Below are 19,437 nucleotides of genomic sequence, written 5' to 3'. Positions count from 1 at the left end.
GGCAGACGGTTGTTCCAGGAATTTTGCGCGGCTGACGATGGCAGAACATCACCGGAGGCGATCAAGCGCGACGGGAGAGACGGTTTGGCGGCGCTTGCCGCCGTTTCAATTCGAGGGCTGTTTCTTTGCGCCGCGCGAATATCGCCGGCTTGGACAGAAAGAGAGGAACCGCGAGCCCGCCGGCTTCGTTACGTTCAAAGGGTCTAAGATCAGACGGAGTCCACGATGAACCAGCAAGAAGTGAGACTAATGAGCCGGCAACGTCAGGAGATTGTGGACCTAATCCCTGCGCTCCGGGCATTCGCCCGAACCTTCTGCCGCAATCCCAATGACGCCGATGACCTGGTTCAGGAGACGATGCTGAAGGGTATCGCCAACCTCGACAAGTTCAAGCCGGGAACGAGGTTGAAATCCTGGCTGTTCACGATCATGCGCAATACCTTCTACACCCAAATCAAGGTGAGGAACCGCGAGGCGCCCGGAGACGAAGATTGCGTCGCCAGCCTGCCGCAGAATGACGCGACGCAGGACTGGGCGTTGAGAGGGCAGGAATTGCTGGATGCGCTGTCGCGCATTCCCCCGCATTACCGCGAAATGTTCGTCCTGGTGATGGTGCTCGGCGAGAGCTATATCGACGCCGCGGAGATTTGCGGCTGCGCGATCGGAACCGTGAAAAGCCGGGTAAATCGCGCGCGTCAACTGCTTCTCGAAGAACTTGGCGAGGTGCAGTAGGCGGTTTTCATGAGGCTCGATTCAACCGACTCCATTGCGGAACATTCAGCTGGTCTCCCTGTTGGGGCGCTACCTCGATCCTGAGGAAACAGGGAGTAGAAAAATGGCTAACGATAGATTCAGGCGCATGCGTGATCGTGAACGGGAAATGCCGTCGCGGCCGTGGCGCGGACGTCCGGCGCCCGAAGACTGGCAAACAGATGATCTCGGTTACACCGATCATCGTGGTCGCCCGAGCAATCCGCGCTACGAGGAAGACCGCTACTATTCCGACTATGACGAATTCGGCTATCCGGCTTTTCCCGGTCTCTACCCGCCGGCCCGGGCCCGCCCCCGCCAGCCATGGGACGAGCCTCGCGGGCGCGGGCGTGACGATCGCGATTTCTGGGACAGGGCCACGGACGAGGTGCAGTCGTGGTTCGGCGACGATGATGCCGAGCGCCGTCGCGAGGCCGATCATCGCGGCAAGGGGCCGCGCGGCTACAAGCGGTCCGATGATCGCATCAACGAGGACGTTCACGACCGCCTGACCGACGAACCGACGCTGGATGCCAGCGACATCTCGGTCTCGGTCGACAATGGCGAGGTCACGCTCGACGGCTATGTGATCGGCCGGTGGCAGAAACGCCGCGCGGAAGACTGCGTGGACAGCGTTTCCGGCGTTACCCATGTGCAGAACAATCTGAGGGTCAGGACTGAAGGAAGCTTCGATTCCCCGGCCTCTCAGCTGAACAACAACGAGTGACGGTGTTGGGCAGGCGGCGGGACATGCCGCCTGTCCGTTCGTTTCCGCAGGTTGGAATTGCGCCGCAAGAAGAAAAGCCCGCCGCTCGCAAGCGACGGGCTTCCAAGTTGTGCATCCACTCACGGCTAATCAAGCGGCCTTCTTTTCCGCCTCGGCATTGGCTGCCGTTTCGGCGATCTCGGTGAGCTTGCTGTCGGCGTTGCTTTCTTCCGAAAGCGTTTGTTCCAGCAGCGCCCGCACATCGTCATGGCCAAGGCGCTTGGCCCAGGTTCTGAGCGTGCCGTAGCGGGCGATTTCGTAATGTTCGACCGCCTGGGCCGCCGCGACGAGGCCGGCATCGAGGGCGGCGGTACCCTTGAACATCTGCATCACCTCGTCGCCTTCATCGAGAATGCCGTTGATGGCGTCGCAGGTGCGCCCGCGCGCCGGCTTGCCCAGAATTTCGAAAATGTCCTCAAGGCGGCTGATGTGATCCTCGGTCTCCTCGCGGTGGTGGTCGAAGGCCTGTTTCAGCTTGTCCTCGTTGGCGGCATGGGCCATGCGCGGCAGGGCTTTCACGATTTTCCGCTCGGCGTAGTAGATGTCGCGGAGCGTCTCGTAGAACAGGTCGTTGAGTGTCTTCTCAGCCATGGATATCTCTCCCTTATTGGCATGTTGACCCGCCCCTAACCGGGCGTTCGGGGAAATGTTCCTGGCCTGGTGCTGTCAATCAGCTTCCGCCGGAGTGCCCCTTGGGAAGCACCGTGGTAATGCTCGCGGACACGGGATCGCTCGCCGGAAAACTGTCTTCCAGACCTTCCTCAAGCGCGCTTTCCTGATCAGCTTCGCTCTCGCTCGCCCTTATGGAATCCGCCAGCCTGCCGATGACGGCACGGGCGGAATATTCCGGATTTTCGACCGGCTCCGGAAAGACGACGGTCACCTCGGTCTTGTTCGCGGTTTTGAAGACCACCCTTCGGTGATCGGGCGTTGTGTGAATAGTCTGTTGTGACGACATGATTTCAACCTCCGTTGCGACAGGTCATGCCTAATCGCGATAGCGCCTCCTTTGTTCCGGCCAATTGGCGAAAGCGGGTCTGAAACATATCGCGCAGAACGGAATTGCCGCAGACCATCGCGGCGCTCAGCGCCTGTGTGGACCTCGGCGATCTGGAAGACTGGGTCGAGCACCATCCGCCTGTATCGCAGGCCTGACCGGTAAGACCGAACCTTGGAGGGTTTCGCGGTCAGGTGGAAACATCTGATGTCCGCTAACATGCATCAAAACAAAGAGATAGAGCTGTTTCTCGTTTCCGTGAAACGCGGAACTGCGCTAGTTCAGCACGTTCCCGCCATCATGGAGGCGCATGTCCTCGAGTGCCGCAAGCAGCCATTCCAGGCGGGTCGCATCGGCGGGCTTGTCATTCACATGGGTGATCGCGTGCTCGAGCGTCCGTTCGACCAGCCTGTCTGCGGCTGCATCATCGGTGATCAGCAGGCGCGCCGCCAGCCGGAGGCTCGGCACGAGCGCCGCAACATCGTCGCCTTCATCGCGGATACTGTCCGTTCCGGGGCGATCATAGGTCGAAACGAGCGATGCGATGATTTCACGGATGCCGTTCGGCTTCGGCAGCGCGCTGATGAAGCGGAAGCGGTCGGGTATAATGATTTCGGCACATCCGGAAAAGAACACGAACGGTGTCTGGTTCTGGTGCAGGATGTCCGCCAGCGGGAACACTGGCGCGCCGTCGAGATTGATATCGAGGACGGCTGCGTCGGCCCGGCCGAGATGGGGGATGGCCTGGGAAATCGACGCGACGGGCCCCAACACTTTGGCGCCGACCTTTTCGAAGGTGCGGGAAAGGTTCTGGGCGATCAGATATTCATCTTCCACGATCAGGATCCGTGATCCGCGCAGCCTGTCGAGGTTTCCCTGCAGGGCATTGTCATCGAGGTCTCGGATATCGTGGTCCGGCATTTCCGGTTGGTATTGCATCTGAGGTCTCCAATTCGGTGAATGTGTCAGTAGGCACGACGCAGGGCTCCCCGGCCGAAGACGGCCGGCGAAACAAACGCATTCGCGACTGAACTTTCCTGAAAAGCAGGTATCCCGATGGAGTGGCCGGCTTCCTGAACAGCACGCGCGGGAACGGTTGCTGTTCCCTTGGATGCTTGCTCGCGGGTTTCGCAAGTGCTTGTCCGGCATGGATAGATGTTGCAACCTTGGCCAGGAGCATAGGCGCTTCAACCGGCAAAAGATACCCCTGCATGCAAGATCGGCCCGGAAGCCTTATTCCTCGGCGGCATTCAGCTTGTCGAAGGGAATGCTGATCGTCGCGATCAACCCGGAGGCCGCGTACTCGGTTTCGAACGTGCCGCCGAGGCGATACGAGATCTCGCCCTTTATGAGACTGCTGCCGAAGCCGTTGTGTTCGGGCGGCTCGATCGGCGTCTCGCATTTTTCCTGCCAGTGCATCTGGAAATAGCCGTCGCTGACGAGCCAGGAGATTTCGACCCTGCCGCCGCTGGTGCTGAGCGCGCCATATTTGGCGGCATTGGTCGCCAGCTCATGGACCACCATGCCGAGCGCCAGGCTGCTTTCTGGGGCAACCTTCAGTTCCGGACCGTCAAGGGTTATGCGGGGAAGGCTGAAGGGCTCCAGCCCGGTCGTCAGGATCTGCCGGATCGAAGTTTGCCGCCATTGCTCGCGCGACAGCAGCACATAGGCGCGCGACATGGCATTGAGCCGGCCGACGAGCGCGCTGTGGTATTGCTCGACGGAGGAAGAGGAATCGAGCATCTGGTCGGCCACGGCCGAGACCACCGCCAGCATGTTCTTGACCCGGTGATTGAGCTCGGAGATCAGTACTTTCTGATGCGCTTCCGCTTCCTTGAGATTGGTGATGTCGGTGAGCGTGAACACCGCGCCGTCGGTTTTGCCGTCGGCGGTCCGGTAGGGCAGGATGCGCGCCAGATAGGTCCGTGCGCCGCCCTCCTGCCGGATGTGTTTTTCCAGTCCGGTGTCCGTGTTGAGAACCGTTGCGAGGTCGTCTGCCAGGTCCGGATAGTCAAGCGTGTTTGAAAGTTCGGTGAGGGGCCGGCCGATGTCATGGCTTCTGAGGTTGAAGTGGGCGCTTGCCGCCGGGGTGAAATTGCGCACGACGAGACTTCGGTCGAGAAAGATCGTGGCGATTTCGGTGCTGGCGAATAGATGCTTCAGGTCGTTGTGGACCCGGCCGAGCTCCTCGATCTTGCTGTTGAGTTCCGCGTTGATCGTGCCCAGTTCCTCGTTGAGCGACTGCATTTCCTCTTTGGAGGCTTCGAGCTCCTCGTTCGTCGATTGCGCCTCCTCGTTCACCGACATCAGTTCTTCGTAGGAGGATTTCAGCTCCTCAAGCGCGGTCTCGTATTCCTCGATGGTCGAGTGCATGCGCTCGCGCGTTTCCTGGAGTTCCCGCTCAAGGCCCGCAACCGCGTCCGCGCCGGGCGGCGGCGTTTGCCGGTCGGCGGGCTCGGGCTTCGCGCCGGTCTTCTCGAACAGCACGAGATAAAGCGGGTTGGCGTCGTCCTTTCCGTGCCGCAGCGGCTCGACGGTGATGCGCACCAGTTGCGCGCGCTCGCCGGCCTCATCGAATGCGATGTTGTCGTGAACCACCCTTTCGCCACGCGCCACCGCCTCGGCAAAGGCCGATCGCAGTTCAAGCCGCAGACCGTATTTCGCCATCGCCAGCAATTGGCGGTTGGGCAGGCCCTGCTGGGCTTCGAGAAACTGACCGGTGCGCGCGGAATAATAGACGATGTCGCCGTCCTTGTCGGTCACGACATGGGGCGGCGAGAAATGTTCGAGGACCTGTTTTTCGACATTCGTCGTCAGCGGAAAACCTGACGAGCGCTCGCTGCGCCCGCCCGTATTGCGCGGCACGGAAGGCGCTTCGCCGAAGAAATGACGCAGATGGCTGGTCGGGTTGGCGTAGGGGCTTGCCTGATAGATGCGGTTGCGCTTGTCGACCGGCGTGAACAGATCGGTATGGCGGCCGATGCTTTCCGACGTGCCGAGAAACAGATAGCCGGTGGGCTTGAGCGCATAATGGAAGGTCGGGATCACCCGGTTCTGCAACTCCGGGCCGAAATAGATCAGCAGGTTTCGGCAGGACACAAGCTCCATGCGGGAATAGGGCGGATCCTGAATGACGCTGTGCGGCGAGAAGATGCAGAGTTCGCGGATATCGCTCTTGACCACATAGGCAGCGCCTTCGCGGGTGAAGAACCGGCGACGCCGTTCGGCCGACACGCCTTCGAGCAGGATGTCCGGATAGCGGCCGGCCCGCGCCACCGTCAGCGCGTCCTCGTCGATGTCGGTCGCAAAGATCTGGACGCGTGGTTTCGGCCCGTCATGGGCGTTGAGATATTCCCGCACCAGAATGGCGATCGAGTAGACTTCCTCGCCGGTGGCGCATCCCGGGACCCAGATGCGCACGCTGTCGGCAGCCCGCTTGTCCTTGAAGATGCGCGGCAGGATGTCGTTGGCGAGGGTCTCGAACGCTCTGGCATCGCGGAAGAAGCTTGTGACATTGATCAGCAGGTCGCGATAGAAGGCGTCGACCTCCTCCTTATCCTTTTGAAAGAAATCGAGATAGTCATCGATCTTTTCGATATTCTTCAGCTGCATGCGGCGACGGACGCGGCGCAGGAAGGTCTTGGTCTTGTAGCCGGAAAAGTCGTGTCCGGTATGTTCCTTCAGCACCGAACATATCGACAGGCGGGCGGCATCGAGAATGCGGTCGACGTGATCGTCGTCGCGTTCCAGGTCGGCGAGCAGGACAAACCCGCGGGCGTAGTCGGCGAGCCGCTGGCCCATACTCGCGGCATCGTCGGTGATGTCGATCACGCTTTCGCGCAGCGCGTTGCGGAAAAAGCCTGATTCTGCCGATGAACTGTCACTCGTCTGCGCGAGTGTGAGGCCGCCCTGTTCCTTGATCGCCTTGGCACCAAGCATGCCATCCGGGACCGAGAGGATCACCGCGGCGGCATGATCGCCCTGGTCCTTTGCGATGGAACTCAGCAGCGTATCGGCGGGGCGCAGGTCGGATGTTTCCGAGGGCGGCAGCTGGCAGAAGGCGCCGTCCCGGATCGAAAGCAACGTGTCTTCAGTGGCGAGATAAACCTTGTGCTTCTCCAGCCGCTGGCCATCCTCTGCCGTCATCACCCGCATCGACGTCAGGCTGCGCAGGGTCTCGACCAGGTCTCCCGCTTCTTTGTGGTGGTGGATCAGGAGCACGAATGCCACGTCATGGTCGTGCGGCAGACCCCGAAAGAAGCGCTCCACGGCGGCGATATCCCGCGCCGAGGCGCTTACGCCGACAGTCAGGAAGGTTCTTGGAGTGAGCGTCATGCGGGTTCCTGTCGTGCTGGTCGGGCCAAGGATTCGTCAGGGCCATTGGCCGTTCATATCGTGCCAGCCCTGATCGTGCAAAAAGCTTCAGGCCTGGCGATCACATCTTCTCCTTGATGCCCTTCGACAAGAGCCACCAGTTGACCGGATAGGCGGTCGCGAACCCCGCCCACATGGCGATCTGCATCATGAACCAGAACTCGACCGTCGGGACCTCCAGCTTGATGCCGAGGAGGTGGCGGAACAGGAAGAACTGGGCAAAGGCCATGAAACCGTACATGCCGACCTGCCACGCCGTCAGCGACAAGAAGTCGGCCTTGATCGCCTGGATGATGCCTTGCCCCACAGACAGTCCGCGCATCGGCTTGATCGTGAAATACTGGAACACGACGCCAAGCGAGAAGGCGAAGATATAGTCCAGCACCCACACGGCGAACATCTTCTCCGCAAAGATTGTCTGCCAGCCGAACCAGACGGCGACCGCCGGCACGAAAAAGGCGAGCCATTCGGCAATCAGGTCGCCCAGCGCGCAACCGCTGCCGCAATGCGCCGCACCCTTGCCGACCATGACGGCAAACGGCGTCACAGCCTGGCTCGGCGGCTTGCGGTCCTGCTGCATCGCTTCGTGGTGCGCTTCCGCCGTCGCCAGCCGGCCATAGCGAAAATAGGCCCAGAGCGCGGCCACCGAACCAAAAAGCGCCACCAGCGGCCAGACGAGGTTCATGATCCACATGTGTTGCGGATGCCGTTTCACGTCGAGCGCGATGACCAAGGCGCAGGCAATTGCGACGATCAGGGAGAGAATGGAGAGAACATGGATCCAGACGGGCATGTGTTCGATTCCTTCTGTGTTCGCGGGTGAGACCTTTTCGAATAAAAGCTGTTCACCCTGTTAATAGCTCGCGGGCCTTATTGTTTCGTGCGGCCGCTCCGCTCACACCGCGCCCCGCGACAGGTAGTCCACGAATGTCAGCAGCAGCAAAGCTGCAAACCAGAACAGCGCGCCGGTGCCGAACAGGCGGATCATCGGCGTCTCATGCCGCATGCCCATGAAGAACCAGAGGACCAGTCCCGCTTTCATCGACGCGATGAGCAGGCCCGCGAACAGGCTGACGGGGCCGGTGAGCATGTAGCTCGCCAGCACCGTGAGGCCCAGCAGGAGGGCAAGAAACAGCCAGATGACGGAGGTCTGCAGATATTGGCGCATAGCGATCACCGTGCGAGATAAAGGACGGGAAACAGGAAGATCCAGATGATGTCGACCAGATGCCAGTAGGTCGCAGCCGTCTCGGTAGCCGTGGCGCCTGCCGGGAGTTTCACGCGTTGGGAACGGACGAGCCATGCGAACAGGCTCAGCACCACGATGCCGATGGTCAGATGCAACGCATGGAGCGAGGTTGCGATCAGATAGATGTTCATGAACAGGTGCTCGCCGGGCGAGGCGAAATTCGTATGGAGGCCGGGCAGGGGCAGCAGACCCTCCTGATACTCGCTCCAGTATTCATAGGCCTTGAGGCCGAGGAAGGCGACGCCGAGCGCGGCCGCAAGCGCGAGGCAGAGCGAGACCGGCCGGGCATGGCCGACGCGCGCCGCCTTCACCGCGATTGCCACCAGTGCGCTCGATGTCAGCAGGATCATCGTGTTGGCGGCGCCGATCGCCACATGCATCTTTTTCGACGCGGCGATGAATTCTTCCGGGTGCAGGTAGTGGGCGACGAAGATCACGGCGAACAGGCCGCCGAACAGCATGATCTCGCTTGCGAGAAACAGGTAGACGCCGAGCATGTCGGCCTCGCGCTGCTGCCCGCGCGTGCTGTAGGGCTCCTTCAGTCGCGGCATGTCTTGGCTCATCGGCTGTCCTCCTTGTCGACCGGATAATCGTAGGGCCTGCCGGTGACGGTCGGTATCTCGACGAAATTATGCTTCGGCGGCGGCGATGGCACCGCCCATTCGAGCCCGGTCGCGCCCCAGGGATTGGCGCTCGCGCGCTTGCCGGCCATGAGCGAATAGCCGAGATAGACGAAGGGCAGCAGGTAGGCGAAGCCGAGCAGGGTGGAGCCTGCGGACGAGAGGACATGCAGCGTCTGGAACTCCGGCGCATAGACGTGGTAGCGCCGCGGCATGCCGAGAAAACCGAGGATGAACTGCGGAAAAAAGGTCAGGTTGAAGCCGAAGAAGATCGTGGCGGCGGTGATCCGCCCCCAGGTGAGCGGATACATCCGCCCGAACATCTTCGGCCACCAGAAGTGCAGCGCGCCGAAATAGGCCGAGATCGTACCGCCGACCATGATGTAGTGGAAGTGGGCGACCACGAAATAGGTGTCGTGGACATGCACGTCGATGGAGAGCATCGCCAGCGCCAGCCCCGTCAGCCCGCCGACGACGAAGAGCCCAATGAAGGACATGGCGAACAGGAAGGGCGGATCGAGCAGGATATTGCCTTTGTAGAGCGTCGCCGTCCAGTTGTAGACCTTGATGCCGGAGGGAACAGCGACGGCGAGGCTCAGAAACGAGAACACCGCGCTTGCATACATCGACTGACCGGAGACGAACATGTGGTGGCCCCAGACGAAGAAGCCGATGATCGCGATCGCAATCGATGAGCCGGCGACGAAGCTGTAGCCGAAGACCGGCTTGCGGGCGGCGGCGGCCACAAGCTCGCTGATAACGCCGAGCGCCGGCAGCACCATGATGTAGACCGCCGGGTGGCTGTAGAACCAGAAGAGATGCTGGAACAGCAGCGGATCGCCGCCGAGTGACGGATCGAAGATGCCGAGGCCGAACAGCCGTTCGGCCGCAATCAGCACCAGCGTGATCGACAGCACCGGGGTTGCCAGCACCAGAATGATCGAGGTGGCGTAATGCGACCAGACGAACAGCGGCATGCGTCCCCAGCCCATGCCGGGCGCGCGCAGCTTGTGGATGGTAACGATGAAGTTGAGGCCGGTCAGGATCGACGAGAAACCGACGATGAACACGGCGGCGGCAACCAGCACGACATGGCCGTTCGAGAACATCGATGACAGCGGCGTATAGAAGGTCCAGCCGGTATCGACGCCGCCGACGAGCAGCACGATCAGCGTGAACAGGCCGCCGAGGATATAGATATACCAGCTCAGAAGGTTCAGCCGGGGAAAGGCGAGATCGCGGGCACCGATCATCAGCGGGATCAGGAAATTGCCGAAGACATTGGGGATCGACGGGATCAGGAAGAACCAGACCATGATGACGCCGTGCAGCGTGAAGGCGCGGTTATAGCCCTCATTGGTCAGCAGATCGCCTTCGGGCGTCAATAGATCGGCGCGCACCAGCCCGGCGGCGGCCCCGCCGACCAGGAAGAAGAAGGTCACCGAAACCAGATAGAGGACGGCGATGCGCTTGTGATCGGTCGTCAGCAGCCAGGAGCGGATGGTGTAGCCGGCATTGAGATAGCTTGGCGGGTTTTCGGTCATGGCGTGTCCTCCGTCGTGGCGAGCGACTTGATATAGGCGACGAGCTTCATCACCTCGTCCTCGCTGAGCACGTTCTTGAATGTCGGCATGATCGGCGGATAGCCGGCGGCGATCTCAGACTGCGGCAGCAGGATGCTGTCGCGGATATACTGGTCATCCGCCGTGACGATGCTGCCGTCGGCAAGCGGAACCGGGCTGCCGTAAAGCCCTTCGAGATCGGGCGCTTTCACAGTGGCGGCGGGGCCGTGGCAACCGCTGCAACCATTGCTGCGGAAGAGCTTTTCACCCTCCGCCGCCAGCGACGCATCGGTGCCGGACTGCTCCAGCCAGGCGGCGAAGGCGGGTTTCTCCATGACGATGAAACGGCCGGTCATTTCCGAATGGTCGGCGCCGCAGAATTCCGCGCAGGCGAGTGCATAGATGCCCGGCTTGTCGGCGGTGAACCAGAGCGAGGTATAGCGGCCGGGAACCACATCCTGCTTCAGCCTGAGCGCCGGAATGTAGAGGCTGTGGATCACATCCTGCGAGGCCATCGACAGCCTGACGGGCTCGCCGACCGGGACATGCAACTCGTCGATCTCGCGCTGGCCGCCGGCATGCTCGAATTTCCACATCCACTGTTTAGCGACGACGTTGATCTCCATCGCATCCGGCGGCGGCTGATGGACGGTGAAGAACATCCGCGTCGACCAGACGAAGAGGATGACGATCAGGATGAAAGGGATCAGCGCCCAGGAGATCTCCAGCAAAGTGTTGCGATTGACCCGGTCGCTGCGGTCCGCCTTGCGGCCGGCACGGTATTTCCAGGCATAATAGGCAATCAGGACGAAGACCGGCGCCGAGAGCGCCACGACCAGTGCGGTGAACACCCACATCAAAAGGTCGATCCGGCCGCTATAGGCGGAGGCGGATTCTGGCCAGAACGCGATGAAATCGCTCATTCCGCCGCCTCCTTCCGCTTCCGGCGCTCGCGCACCAGCGCCACCGCGATCAGCCCGCCGCCGGCGAGCGCCGTCAACCCGCCGCCGATCCTCAGCATGGATTGCACCAGCGAGCCATAGCGGCCGGTGACGGGGTCATAGTGGTAACAGAGCAGCAGGATCTGGTCGCCCCAGTCGCCGATCCTGCCTTCGCCGGCCTCCGTCAGCGCCAGCTTCATGTCAGTCGGCTGTGGCGTCAGGCCATAGATCCAGCGGCTCAAATGTCCGTCGCGGGTCAGGAAGGCGGTCGCGGCGACATGGGCGTACTGGCTGATGCGCTCGTCATAGGCATAGCGATAGCCGAGTGCATCGGTGACCGCGCGGATGTTTTCCTTCGTGCCGGTCGTCGCGTGAATGCCGCTCATGTCGATGTCCGGAAAAGATTTTTGCAGCACTGCGAGGTCAGCGCGGGCAACCTCCGGCCCTTCGGCCGGATCGATACCGAAGGCGATCATGGTGAAATCCTCGCCCGGCTTGAATTCCTGCGCGCGGATTGCCTGCATGACGCCCGACAGCGTCACGCCGCAGATGTTCGGGCAGTCGTGCAGAACCGGGACCAGCACGATCGGCTTACCGTCGGCAAGTTCGGCGAGCGTCACGGTCTCGCCATCGGCGTTCCGGAAGGGCAGATCGAGGGGGATTTCGGCGTCCGGCCGCTCGTCAATGCCCGCAAGCCCGAACGGGTCGAAATTGGCGTCGCGCGCGGCGAGCGCCGGAACGGCGAGAAGCGCGAGCAGCGCCGCCAGGATGGGGAGCTTCGTCATCGGCCATCTCCATTGGTCTCGTTCGGCCAGCCGCGGTCGGCGAGGATATCGATGGCGCGATCGGCGGGAATGCGGATGCGGCCGTCCTCGCTCCGGCCGTAGGTTTCGATGAGGCGTCGGTTGCTTGCGTTCAGCGCGTCGAGATCGGCCTTCGGAAAGACTTCCAACCGTGGGCCGGCGACGGGTCTTTCGGCGGTCCGGACGGGCGTCGGCTCGCGGTCCGGCACGCTGAAAAGGCCGGTGAGGAACGCGACAAAGGCCAGCGACACGGCCACGAAGACCACGAGAATGGCGCCGGCATAAAGGACCATGCGGACGGAGACATCGCGCTGTTCATACTCTGCGCTGTTATTGTTCTCGTTCATGGCTCGGCCTCCCGTGGCGCACGAAACCCGGCGCTTGCCGCGAGCATCAGGCCCGCGCCGGAAAGGAGTGCTACGGCAAGGCCGCCGCGGCCGGGAAGCGCAAGCCAGAGGCATTCGACAGCCTTGCCGCCGAGGATGATAGCGGCGAGTGCCACGACCCAGCGTCGCGATTGCCGGATCGGGGGGAAGAGCAGGAGGGCGGCTGGCAACGCGCCGCTTGCCGCCAGCAGGTATTCGACATAGCGCCAGAGCCCCGCGCTGCGCGGTTCGAACCATTCGAGACCTGCGGCGGAATTGACGTTCCAGGACACGAAATATTGGATGTAGGCGAAATAGAGCCAGAACAGCACGGCGACCAGCAGCAGGGTGCCGGAGAGCGGCAGGCGCGATGCAGGGGATGAAAGCACCAGCAGGCAGAGCGCGATACTGGCCTGAACGGAGAGCACATAGAGCGCGAAGCCGGAGGAAAAATAACCAGGCGTAAGCGGCATCAGCCACAGGCTTGTCGCCAGCCCCTGCAGGATGACGAACAGGATGAGGGCCACGGCCGCTGTGGCGCGGGAGCGCGTCGCGCACCAGGGCGCGATCAGCAGTGCCAGCAGGAAGCCGACCGTTACCAGCGCATAGGCCCATTCGTTGAGAAACAGCGCGCGGAACATTGTGTCACGCTCCATCCCCTGCCAGCCATAGAGCATTGGCGAGAACAGAAGCAGCGGCAGAAAGGCGACGAAGATCGGTGCAAGCCGGGCGAGGCCCGCCGTCGCGCCGGCGAACTGGCGCTGCCAGCGCCCGCCGGTAAGCGCCATGATGAGCAGCAGGAAGGCAGCGCCGATCGGGATGGCGCTCGCGAAAACGCTGGCCGCGAGCAGGCCGGCGAGGCCCGGTTCCGGCCGGTCGGCCATCAGCAACCCGGCGACCGCCAACAGCAGCAGGCCGGCAACCAGGCGGATCAACGGGACGGTCGGTCGAAGGGTCATGGCCGCGCCTCCGCAAGCTCGTGCCGGTCTTGCGCCGATAGCAGCCGCTCCGGCGCGTCCTGGCTGATTTGCAGCGCCTTGACATAGGCCGCGATCGCCCAGCGGTCGCGTGGTGGAACGCGGCCAGCATAGGGATACATCACGCCATAGCCATCGGTGATGACATCCACGATATGGCGCGGATCGACGTTGCGCAGCCGTTCGGAATGGAAGCTTGGCGGGGTGGGAAAGCCGCGCGAGGGGATGCGGCCATTGCCGTAGCCGGCGGGATCATGACACGGCACGCAGAAGATCGCGTAGCGCTCCTTCCCCCGCTCCAGCAGTGCGCGGTCCATCGGCGGGCGGGTCTGAAGCGCGGCGGTTTGGGCCGGGGCGCCGCGCGAGACGGTGCCCTCCGGCGGATGCTGAAGCGCCTTGCCATCGGGAAACAGTGAGCTTTCCTCGTAGTCGTCATAGCGCGGCTGATCATTCATGCCGTCACAGGCAGCAAGGGCCAGAAGGCAGGCGAGAAGGGGCAAGGGCTGCAGGGTCATGACGGCGCCTCCGGCAGCGGCACCAGTGCGACGGTCTCGGCGCCGAGGTTCTTCAGGTCGTCCGGGGTTCGCGCGGTATCGAATTGCTCGTCCGTTGCGTGGACGAGGATGTAGAAGCGGTCGCTCGTGGAAAAATCCGGGATTTCGAAATCGGGGTGGTGCAGCTGCGGCAGCCGGCAGGACAGAAGCGTGCCGATGACCGCGAAGACGATGGCCGACATCACCGCGACTTCCAGCGTGATGATCGGCAGCGGCTGCCAGGCGAATACCGGCCGCCCGCCGATATTCAGCGGATAGGCGTAATTGGCGTAAAGCTGCACGCCGAGCCCGGCAAGCGCGCCGAAAAGCCCGCCGGCAAGCGTGATCCAGGCAACGCGGTTGTCGCCGGCATCGAGCGCGTCAGCGATCTCCTCGGAGAAATAGGGGCCGAGAACGTCCAGCTTGCGGTAGCCGCGCTGCCGCAATGTTGCGAGATGGCTTGCCAGACCTTCCGGCCCGGCGAAGTCGGCGGCTGCGGCGTGATAGTGCGTATCGGGACGGTCAGCGGGCATGGCGGGCCTCCTCTGACGCCTTTTTCAGCTCGAAGCCGGAGACGATCGGCAGCAGGCGGATGAAAAGCAGAAACGGTGCCAGAAAGACGCCGATCATGCCGGCGAAAAGCGCCCAGTCCCAGAGGCTCGCCTGAAACGTGCCCCTGGAGGAGACGAGATGATCGCGGTAGAGCCCGGTAACGATCAGCATGTAGCGCTCCATCCACATGCCGGCGGCGACCGAAACGCCGATGGCGGCAAGCAGCAGGCTGTTTCGCCGCACGCGCCGCAGCCAGAGCAGCTGCAACGGCACGAAATTGCAGACGACCGCGCCCCAGAAGCTCCAGGCATAAGCGCCGGAAAGGCGGTCATGCAGCGTTTCGAGCTCCGATTGTTCGCCGGAATAGAGCGCGTTGAAGATATCGGCGAGGTAGCCGTATGCCGTCATCAGCCCGACCGCGAGCAGGAGCTTGCCGATCAGGTCGCTATGGGCATCGGTCAGAATGTCATCGAGCCGGAAGGCGCGGCGCAGCACAGCCATGATCACCGCCACCACCGCAAAGCCGGAAAACACCGCGCCGCAGAGGAAATAGGGCGGAAAGATCGACGAGTTCCAGCCGGGGATCGGGCCGCCGCCGAGCAGCAGCGAATAGGCCGCGGTGATGATGAACACCATCGATACGGCTAGCCCGGCGCAGAGCCGATAGGCCTGTTCCCAGCGCCGCCAATGCCGCATGGAGCCGCGCCAGCCAAGGGCGGCGAGCCCGTAGCAGACCTGGCCGAGGCGGCCCTTTGCCCGGTCGCGCAGGCGGGCGAAATCGGGGATCGCGCCGACATACCAGAAGGCGGCGGAGGCCACGAGATAGGTCAGCACGGCGAAGAAATCCCAGGAGAGCGGGCTCTTGAACTGCGGCCAGATGCCCATCGTGTTCGGATAGGGGGCCGTCCAATAGAACAGCCACGGCCGGCCGAGATGGAGGATCGGATAGAGCCCGGCGCAGATGACGGCGAAAAGCGTCATCGTCTCGGCAAAGCGGTTGAGCGCATTGCGCTTTCCGACGCCGGTCAGGAGCAGCAGCGCGGAGATCAGCGTTCCGGCATGGCCGATGCCGAGAAACCAGATGTAGTTGACGATCGGAAAGCCCCAGGCGACCGGGATATTGTTGCCGAACACGCCGACGCCGCGCCAGAAGAGTACCGTGACGGCGACGGCGAAGCAGAGGAGCAGCAGCAGGGCGAAGGCGAACGAGAGCGCCCACGCCCGTGGTGCCGGAAAACCGAGCGGCAGGTCGGTGACGGCGTCGATCCGTTCGGCAGAAAGTGGCCTTGTCTCCGTCATCACCCCTCCACCCGCGCGAGATAGGATGTGCGCGGCTTGGTGTTGACCTCTTCCAGCAGCAGGTAGTCGCGCGGCTCCGCCTTCCGCCGGCTGACCTCGGTGTCAGGATTGGCGACATCGCCGAAGCTGATCGCTTGTGTCGGGCAGGCCTGCTGGCAGGCTGTCACCACCTCGCCATCGCTGAGCGGCCGGTTTTCGCGGTCGGCGTCGATGCGCGCGGTCTCGATTCGCTGGACGCAGTAGGTGCACTTCTCCATGACGCCGCGCGAGCGGACGGTGACCTCGGGATTGCGCATGGCGCGCAGTTGCTCGGGGTCGTCGCCGGTATAGTCGAACCAGTTGAAGCGGCGCACCTTGTAAGGGCAGTAGGAGGCGCAGGTGCGGGTGCCGATGCAGCGGTTATAGACCTGCACGTTGAGCCCGTCGGAACTGTGGACGGTGGCATTGACCGGACAGCCCATCTCGCAGGGCGCATCCTCGCAATGCATGCAGGGCACGGGCTGGAAATAGGAAAGCGGCGCCTCCGGCGGGCCTTCGTAATAGCGGTCGATGCGCAGCCAGTGCATCTCGCGCCCCTCGGCCACAAGGTCCTTACCGACGACCGGAATATTGTTCTCCGCATTGCAGCCCACGACGCAGGCATTGCAGCCGATGCAGGCGTCAAGGTCGATCGACATGCCCCAGGCCGGGCTGGTCCTTGGCTTTTCCGGATAGAAGCTACCGGGGCTTTCTTCGTGCTTTGCGGCCGCTTGGCGCGTTGCCTCTGCGCTGACGGTCCTGACGAAGTCATGCCCCTCCATCGCCTGGTGAAGCTGGGTCGAGGCGAGCTTTTCGCGCACGCCCGTTTTCTCCAGCGTGATCCCGCTCAGCATGTGGCCGCCTGCCGCCAGCGGATAGGCATCGGTGCCGAGACCATCGGCGAGCGCGCCGAAGCTGCGGTGGCCATAACCGAGGGTGAGAGTGAGCGTTTCGGCCTGCTGGCCAGGCAGGATCCAGACCGGGCCTTCCGCCGTTCTCTCGCCATGGCGGAGCCGGATGACGTCGCCGGCGGTGAGGCCTTCACGTTCGGCAAGCGTCGGGCTGATGAGGATCGGATTACCCCAGGTCAGCTTGGTCATCGGCTTCGGCGTTTCCTGAAGCCAGCCATTATTGCCGAAACGGCCATCCCAGACCGACGGGTCCGGCTGGATGAGCAGGGTGAGCGCGGCGTCTTCCGGGGTCGGCATTGCCATTGGTGCGCCGGCGGTTTCAGGTGCCGGGGGCGCAATCGCTGGGGCAGAAGTGCCTTCCACAAAACCGGCAAACAGGGCTTCATTCCATTGCGCGTCAAAATCACCTTCGAGCCGCTCCCGCCATGTGGTCATCACGATGGCGCGGGCATCCGCCTCGACTTCGCCGATCAGGTTGGCGAGGAGCGTATGTGGCGATCGGACCGAGTAGAAAGGCTGCACCAGCGGCTGCAGGACACTCGCCGTGCCGTCGACCGCGCGCGCATCGCTCCAGCTTTCAAGGTCGTGGGGGATCGGCAGGTGCCAGCGACAGAGCGCGGCCGTCTCGTCGTTATAAAGCCCGGCATGCAGCGTCGTTTCGACCTTGGCCATCGCCCCGGCGAAAGCGGGCGGTCCGGCAAAGGCGGGGTTGCAGTCGAGGACGAACAGCGTCGAGACCGCGCCCGCATCCATGTCATCGATCAGGCTGTCGAGATCGCGCTGGCCGGCCGGCGTTGCGGCGACGGGTTCGGTGAAGGCGAGCGTCTCGCCGATCGCGCCGAGACGCTGGTTGATCCGGTAGGCAAGCGCATGCAGCGCCGGCGCGTGATGCGCTCCGACCGTCACCAGCGCGCGTCCCGGCCGGTCCTCGATCTTTGAAACGGCGTTGTCGACCCAGCGGCTTTCGCTTTCGCTCAGTTCCGGCGCCTCGCCGTCGACGTTAAGCCGCGCCGCAAGCGCCAACAGCAGGGCCGGCATTCGCTGTTCGGGTGCAATCAGCCGCTCGTCGGCGCGGGCTCCGGTGAGACTAGGGCTTGCCTCGGCCATAAAAATGCGGCTCTCGCCGTCGCCGTTGCGGAAGGCTTTGCGTCGTTGGCTCCATTGCCGGGCGTTGACCGACTGGCGCGGGCCAGGGCCCAGAAAATCATCGGAGAACGAGACGATGGTTTCTGCGCGGCTGAAATCCGGCTGCGGCATCAGCGCCCGGCCGAAGGCGGCCTCGGCGCCGAGAATGCGATTGTCCTCGTTGACCGGTTCGGTGATGTGCCAGCGTGCCAGCGGCCAGCGGGCAAGCAGCGCTTCAAGCTGACGGATGAGGGTTGGAGACGTGATCTGGCCGGTGAGTATGCTGAGGCCCGCGCCGGCCGTCGCGTCCAGGGTCGCGCGTTTTTCCGCCAGAAAGGCGTCGAAGGCTGCCCAGCTCGCCGGATCGCCGAATTCCTGCGGTGCTTGCGACCGGTCGGGGTCGTAGAGGCCCAGGAGGGCCGCCTGCAGGAAAACATCGGTGGCGCCGACGGTGGCAGGATGATCGGGATTGCCCTCGAGTTTAACCGGCCGTCCTGCGACCGTCTGGCCGAGAACAGGCAGCGCATAGCCGGAAAGTCGCGTGGCGGTTGCATAGAGCACCGGTTTTTCGCGGTTCGAATCGGCGCGCACATAGGGCAGCGCTTCCTCGTCCGCGCGTGCCTCGCAGCCCGTAAGGCCAGCAAGGGCGAAGGACGCGGCCATCGTCTTCAGCAGCCCGCGGCGGGTGATGCCTTCGCCCATCGCCTGAAGCGCCGGGAACTCCGACGTCAGGAAAGCGTTGAATTCGTCTGTCGCGGACAGTTGCTCCAACCCGCGCCAGAGCGCCTTGCCCGAACGGCCGTCGAGATGCTTGCGGAAGATGTCGGATCCTTGCGTCACATGCCCTCCTTCATCGGTGACAGACATTGCAGTCGTCGAGACGGTCCGGCTCGATCCCGCGGGCCTCGACGACGAGCGCGCCGTAATCGCGATGGGCCGCGAGATCGTCATCAAAGCCCGACCAGTCCATGCGGGTGACTTCGCTCGGGGGGCGCAGTTCGGGGGCGGGATCGCGATGACAATCGAGGCACCAGCCCATCTCGAACGGCTTTGCCTGTTTCATCAGCGGCATCTGGTCGACGCGTCCGTGGCAGGTCTCGCAAGGCACGCCGGTGGTCACATGGATCGAGTGATCGAAATAGACATAGTCAGGAACCCGCGCGACGCGGTTCCACTCAAGCGGTTCTCCGGTGGCGAAGCTCTCGCGCACCGGCGCCAGCATCGGCGCATCGGTCCATATCTGCGAATGGCAAGTCATGCATGTCTCTGTCGGCGGCAGGCCGGCTTTCGCGCTTGTCTCGACCGTGTCGTGGCAATAGCGACAGTCGATGCCGAGATCGCCGGCATGGTGTTGATGGCTGAAGGGGACGGGCTGTTCGCTGACCCAGTCGACGTCGGTGCGATAGCTGGAACTGGCCGCCGACCACCACAGCGCGCCCGCCATCACAATGGCGAGCGCGACCGCTCCGGCGAAAAGCCGAAGCTTCGCATCCGCTGAAGCGCTGAAAATCTGTGCCACGCCGGCCCCCTTACAGCGTCTGAGCCGCCCATCGCGGTGAAGGCTTATGGAAGTGAAACACCTTCCGGCGCGTTCT

At 63.1% G+C, this 19,437-nt stretch carries 19 protein-coding genes; 2 read left to right on the top strand and 17 right to left on the bottom strand.

Going from position 1 to position 19,437, the window contains the following annotated elements; all coding sequences use genetic code 11:
• The first annotated feature begins 225 nt into the window (after window positions 1–225).
• Together V6766_RS10050 and V6766_RS10045 are read left to right on the top strand one after the other, a co-directional pair.
• On the top strand, window positions 226–732 hold the full coding sequence (locus V6766_RS10050) for a sigma-70 family RNA polymerase sigma factor (RefSeq protein WP_448466007.1): 507 nt from the start codon (window positions 226–228) through the stop codon (window positions 730–732).
• A gap of 103 nt (window positions 733–835) precedes the next feature.
• The gene (locus V6766_RS10045; protein WP_448466005.1) at window positions 836–1,477 is read left to right on the top strand and encodes a BON domain-containing protein; all 642 of its coding nucleotides are present in this window, start codon (window positions 836–838) and stop codon (window positions 1,475–1,477) included.
• A 129-nt stretch (window positions 1,478–1,606) separates the two neighbouring features.
• Here V6766_RS10045 and V6766_RS10040 read toward each other — a convergent pair whose 3' ends face one another.
• The 17 genes from V6766_RS10040 to V6766_RS09960 all read right to left on the bottom strand — a co-directional run bounded on the left by V6766_RS10040 (window position 1,607) and on the right by V6766_RS09960 (window position 19,361).
• Complete coding sequence (locus tag V6766_RS10040) at window positions 1,607–2,107, bottom strand: YciE/YciF ferroxidase family protein (RefSeq protein WP_448466003.1); 501 nt, start codon at window positions 2,105–2,107, stop codon at window positions 1,607–1,609.
• A gap of 79 nt (window positions 2,108–2,186) precedes the next feature.
• The gene (locus V6766_RS10035) at window positions 2,187–2,474 is read right to left on the bottom strand and encodes a hypothetical protein (protein WP_448466001.1); all 288 of its coding nucleotides are present in this window, start codon (window positions 2,472–2,474) and stop codon (window positions 2,187–2,189) included.
• A gap of 315 nt (window positions 2,475–2,789) precedes the next feature.
• Window positions 2,790–3,452, bottom strand: a complete 663-nt coding sequence (locus V6766_RS10030) for a response regulator (RefSeq protein ID WP_448465999.1) — start codon at window positions 3,450–3,452, stop codon at window positions 2,790–2,792.
• Between the two features lie 294 nt (window positions 3,453–3,746).
• Window positions 3,747–6,848, bottom strand: coding sequence for a CheR family methyltransferase (locus V6766_RS10025; protein ID WP_448465997.1), 3,102 nt, complete (start codon window positions 6,846–6,848; stop codon window positions 3,747–3,749).
• A 100-nt stretch (window positions 6,849–6,948) separates the two neighbouring features.
• Window positions 6,949–7,680, bottom strand: a complete 732-nt coding sequence (locus tag V6766_RS10020) for a DUF4396 domain-containing protein (protein ID WP_448465995.1) — start codon at window positions 7,678–7,680, stop codon at window positions 6,949–6,951.
• A gap of 102 nt (window positions 7,681–7,782) precedes the next feature.
• Window positions 7,783–8,055, bottom strand: a complete 273-nt coding sequence (locus V6766_RS10015) for a cytochrome C oxidase subunit IV family protein (RefSeq protein WP_448465993.1) — start codon at window positions 8,053–8,055, stop codon at window positions 7,783–7,785.
• A 5-nt stretch (window positions 8,056–8,060) separates the two neighbouring features.
• A complete protein-coding gene (locus V6766_RS10010) occupies window positions 8,061–8,699 on the bottom strand; it encodes a cytochrome c oxidase subunit 3 (protein WP_448465991.1) in 639 nt (212 codons plus the stop codon).
• Window positions 8,696–10,300: a cytochrome c oxidase subunit I gene (locus V6766_RS10005; protein ID WP_448465989.1), complete on the bottom strand. Its 1,605-nt coding sequence runs from the start codon at window positions 10,298–10,300 to the stop codon at window positions 8,696–8,698. Before V6766_RS10005 ends, V6766_RS10010 begins: the two co-directional genes overlap by 4 nt.
• Window positions 10,297–11,241 carry a cytochrome c oxidase subunit II gene (gene coxB / locus V6766_RS10000; RefSeq protein ID WP_448465987.1) on the bottom strand — a complete coding sequence of 315 codons (945 nt, stop codon included), beginning with the start codon at window positions 11,239–11,241 and terminating at the stop codon, window positions 10,297–10,299. The genes V6766_RS10005 and coxB overlap by 4 nt, the downstream gene beginning before the upstream one ends.
• Entirely contained in the window at window positions 11,238–12,044 is an 807-nt protein-coding gene (locus tag V6766_RS09995; RefSeq protein WP_448465985.1) for an SCO family protein, read from the bottom strand. The genes coxB and V6766_RS09995 overlap by 4 nt, the downstream gene beginning before the upstream one ends.
• Window positions 12,041–12,409, bottom strand: coding sequence for a hypothetical protein (locus tag V6766_RS09990; RefSeq protein ID WP_448465983.1), 369 nt, complete (start codon window positions 12,407–12,409; stop codon window positions 12,041–12,043). The genes V6766_RS09995 and V6766_RS09990 overlap by 4 nt, the downstream gene beginning before the upstream one ends.
• Complete coding sequence (locus V6766_RS09985) at window positions 12,406–13,386, bottom strand: hypothetical protein (RefSeq protein WP_448465981.1); 981 nt, start codon at window positions 13,384–13,386, stop codon at window positions 12,406–12,408. The genes V6766_RS09990 and V6766_RS09985 overlap by 4 nt, the downstream gene beginning before the upstream one ends.
• Window positions 13,383–13,919, bottom strand: coding sequence for a c-type cytochrome (locus tag V6766_RS09980; protein WP_448465979.1), 537 nt, complete (start codon window positions 13,917–13,919; stop codon window positions 13,383–13,385). The genes V6766_RS09985 and V6766_RS09980 overlap by 4 nt, the downstream gene beginning before the upstream one ends.
• Window positions 13,916–14,470, bottom strand: a complete 555-nt coding sequence (locus V6766_RS09975; protein ID WP_448465977.1) for a DUF3341 domain-containing protein — start codon at window positions 14,468–14,470, stop codon at window positions 13,916–13,918. The genes V6766_RS09980 and V6766_RS09975 overlap by 4 nt, the downstream gene beginning before the upstream one ends.
• The gene (gene nrfD, locus V6766_RS09970; protein ID WP_448465975.1) at window positions 14,460–15,788 is read right to left on the bottom strand and encodes an NrfD/PsrC family molybdoenzyme membrane anchor subunit; all 1,329 of its coding nucleotides are present in this window, start codon (window positions 15,786–15,788) and stop codon (window positions 14,460–14,462) included. Before nrfD ends, V6766_RS09975 begins: the two co-directional genes overlap by 11 nt.
• The gene (locus tag V6766_RS09965; RefSeq protein WP_448465973.1) at window positions 15,788–18,682 is read right to left on the bottom strand and encodes a TAT-variant-translocated molybdopterin oxidoreductase; all 2,895 of its coding nucleotides are present in this window, start codon (window positions 18,680–18,682) and stop codon (window positions 15,788–15,790) included. Before V6766_RS09965 ends, nrfD begins: the two co-directional genes overlap by 1 nt.
• A gap of 10 nt (window positions 18,683–18,692) precedes the next feature.
• Window positions 18,693–19,361, bottom strand: a complete 669-nt coding sequence (locus V6766_RS09960) for a cytochrome c3 family protein (protein WP_448465971.1) — start codon at window positions 19,359–19,361, stop codon at window positions 18,693–18,695.
• Between the last annotated feature and the right edge of the window lie 76 nt (window positions 19,362–19,437).

The sequence above is a fragment of the Martelella sp. AMO21009 genome, from assembly GCF_053484295.1.
This window is presented reverse-complemented; position numbering and strand designations above follow the sequence as displayed.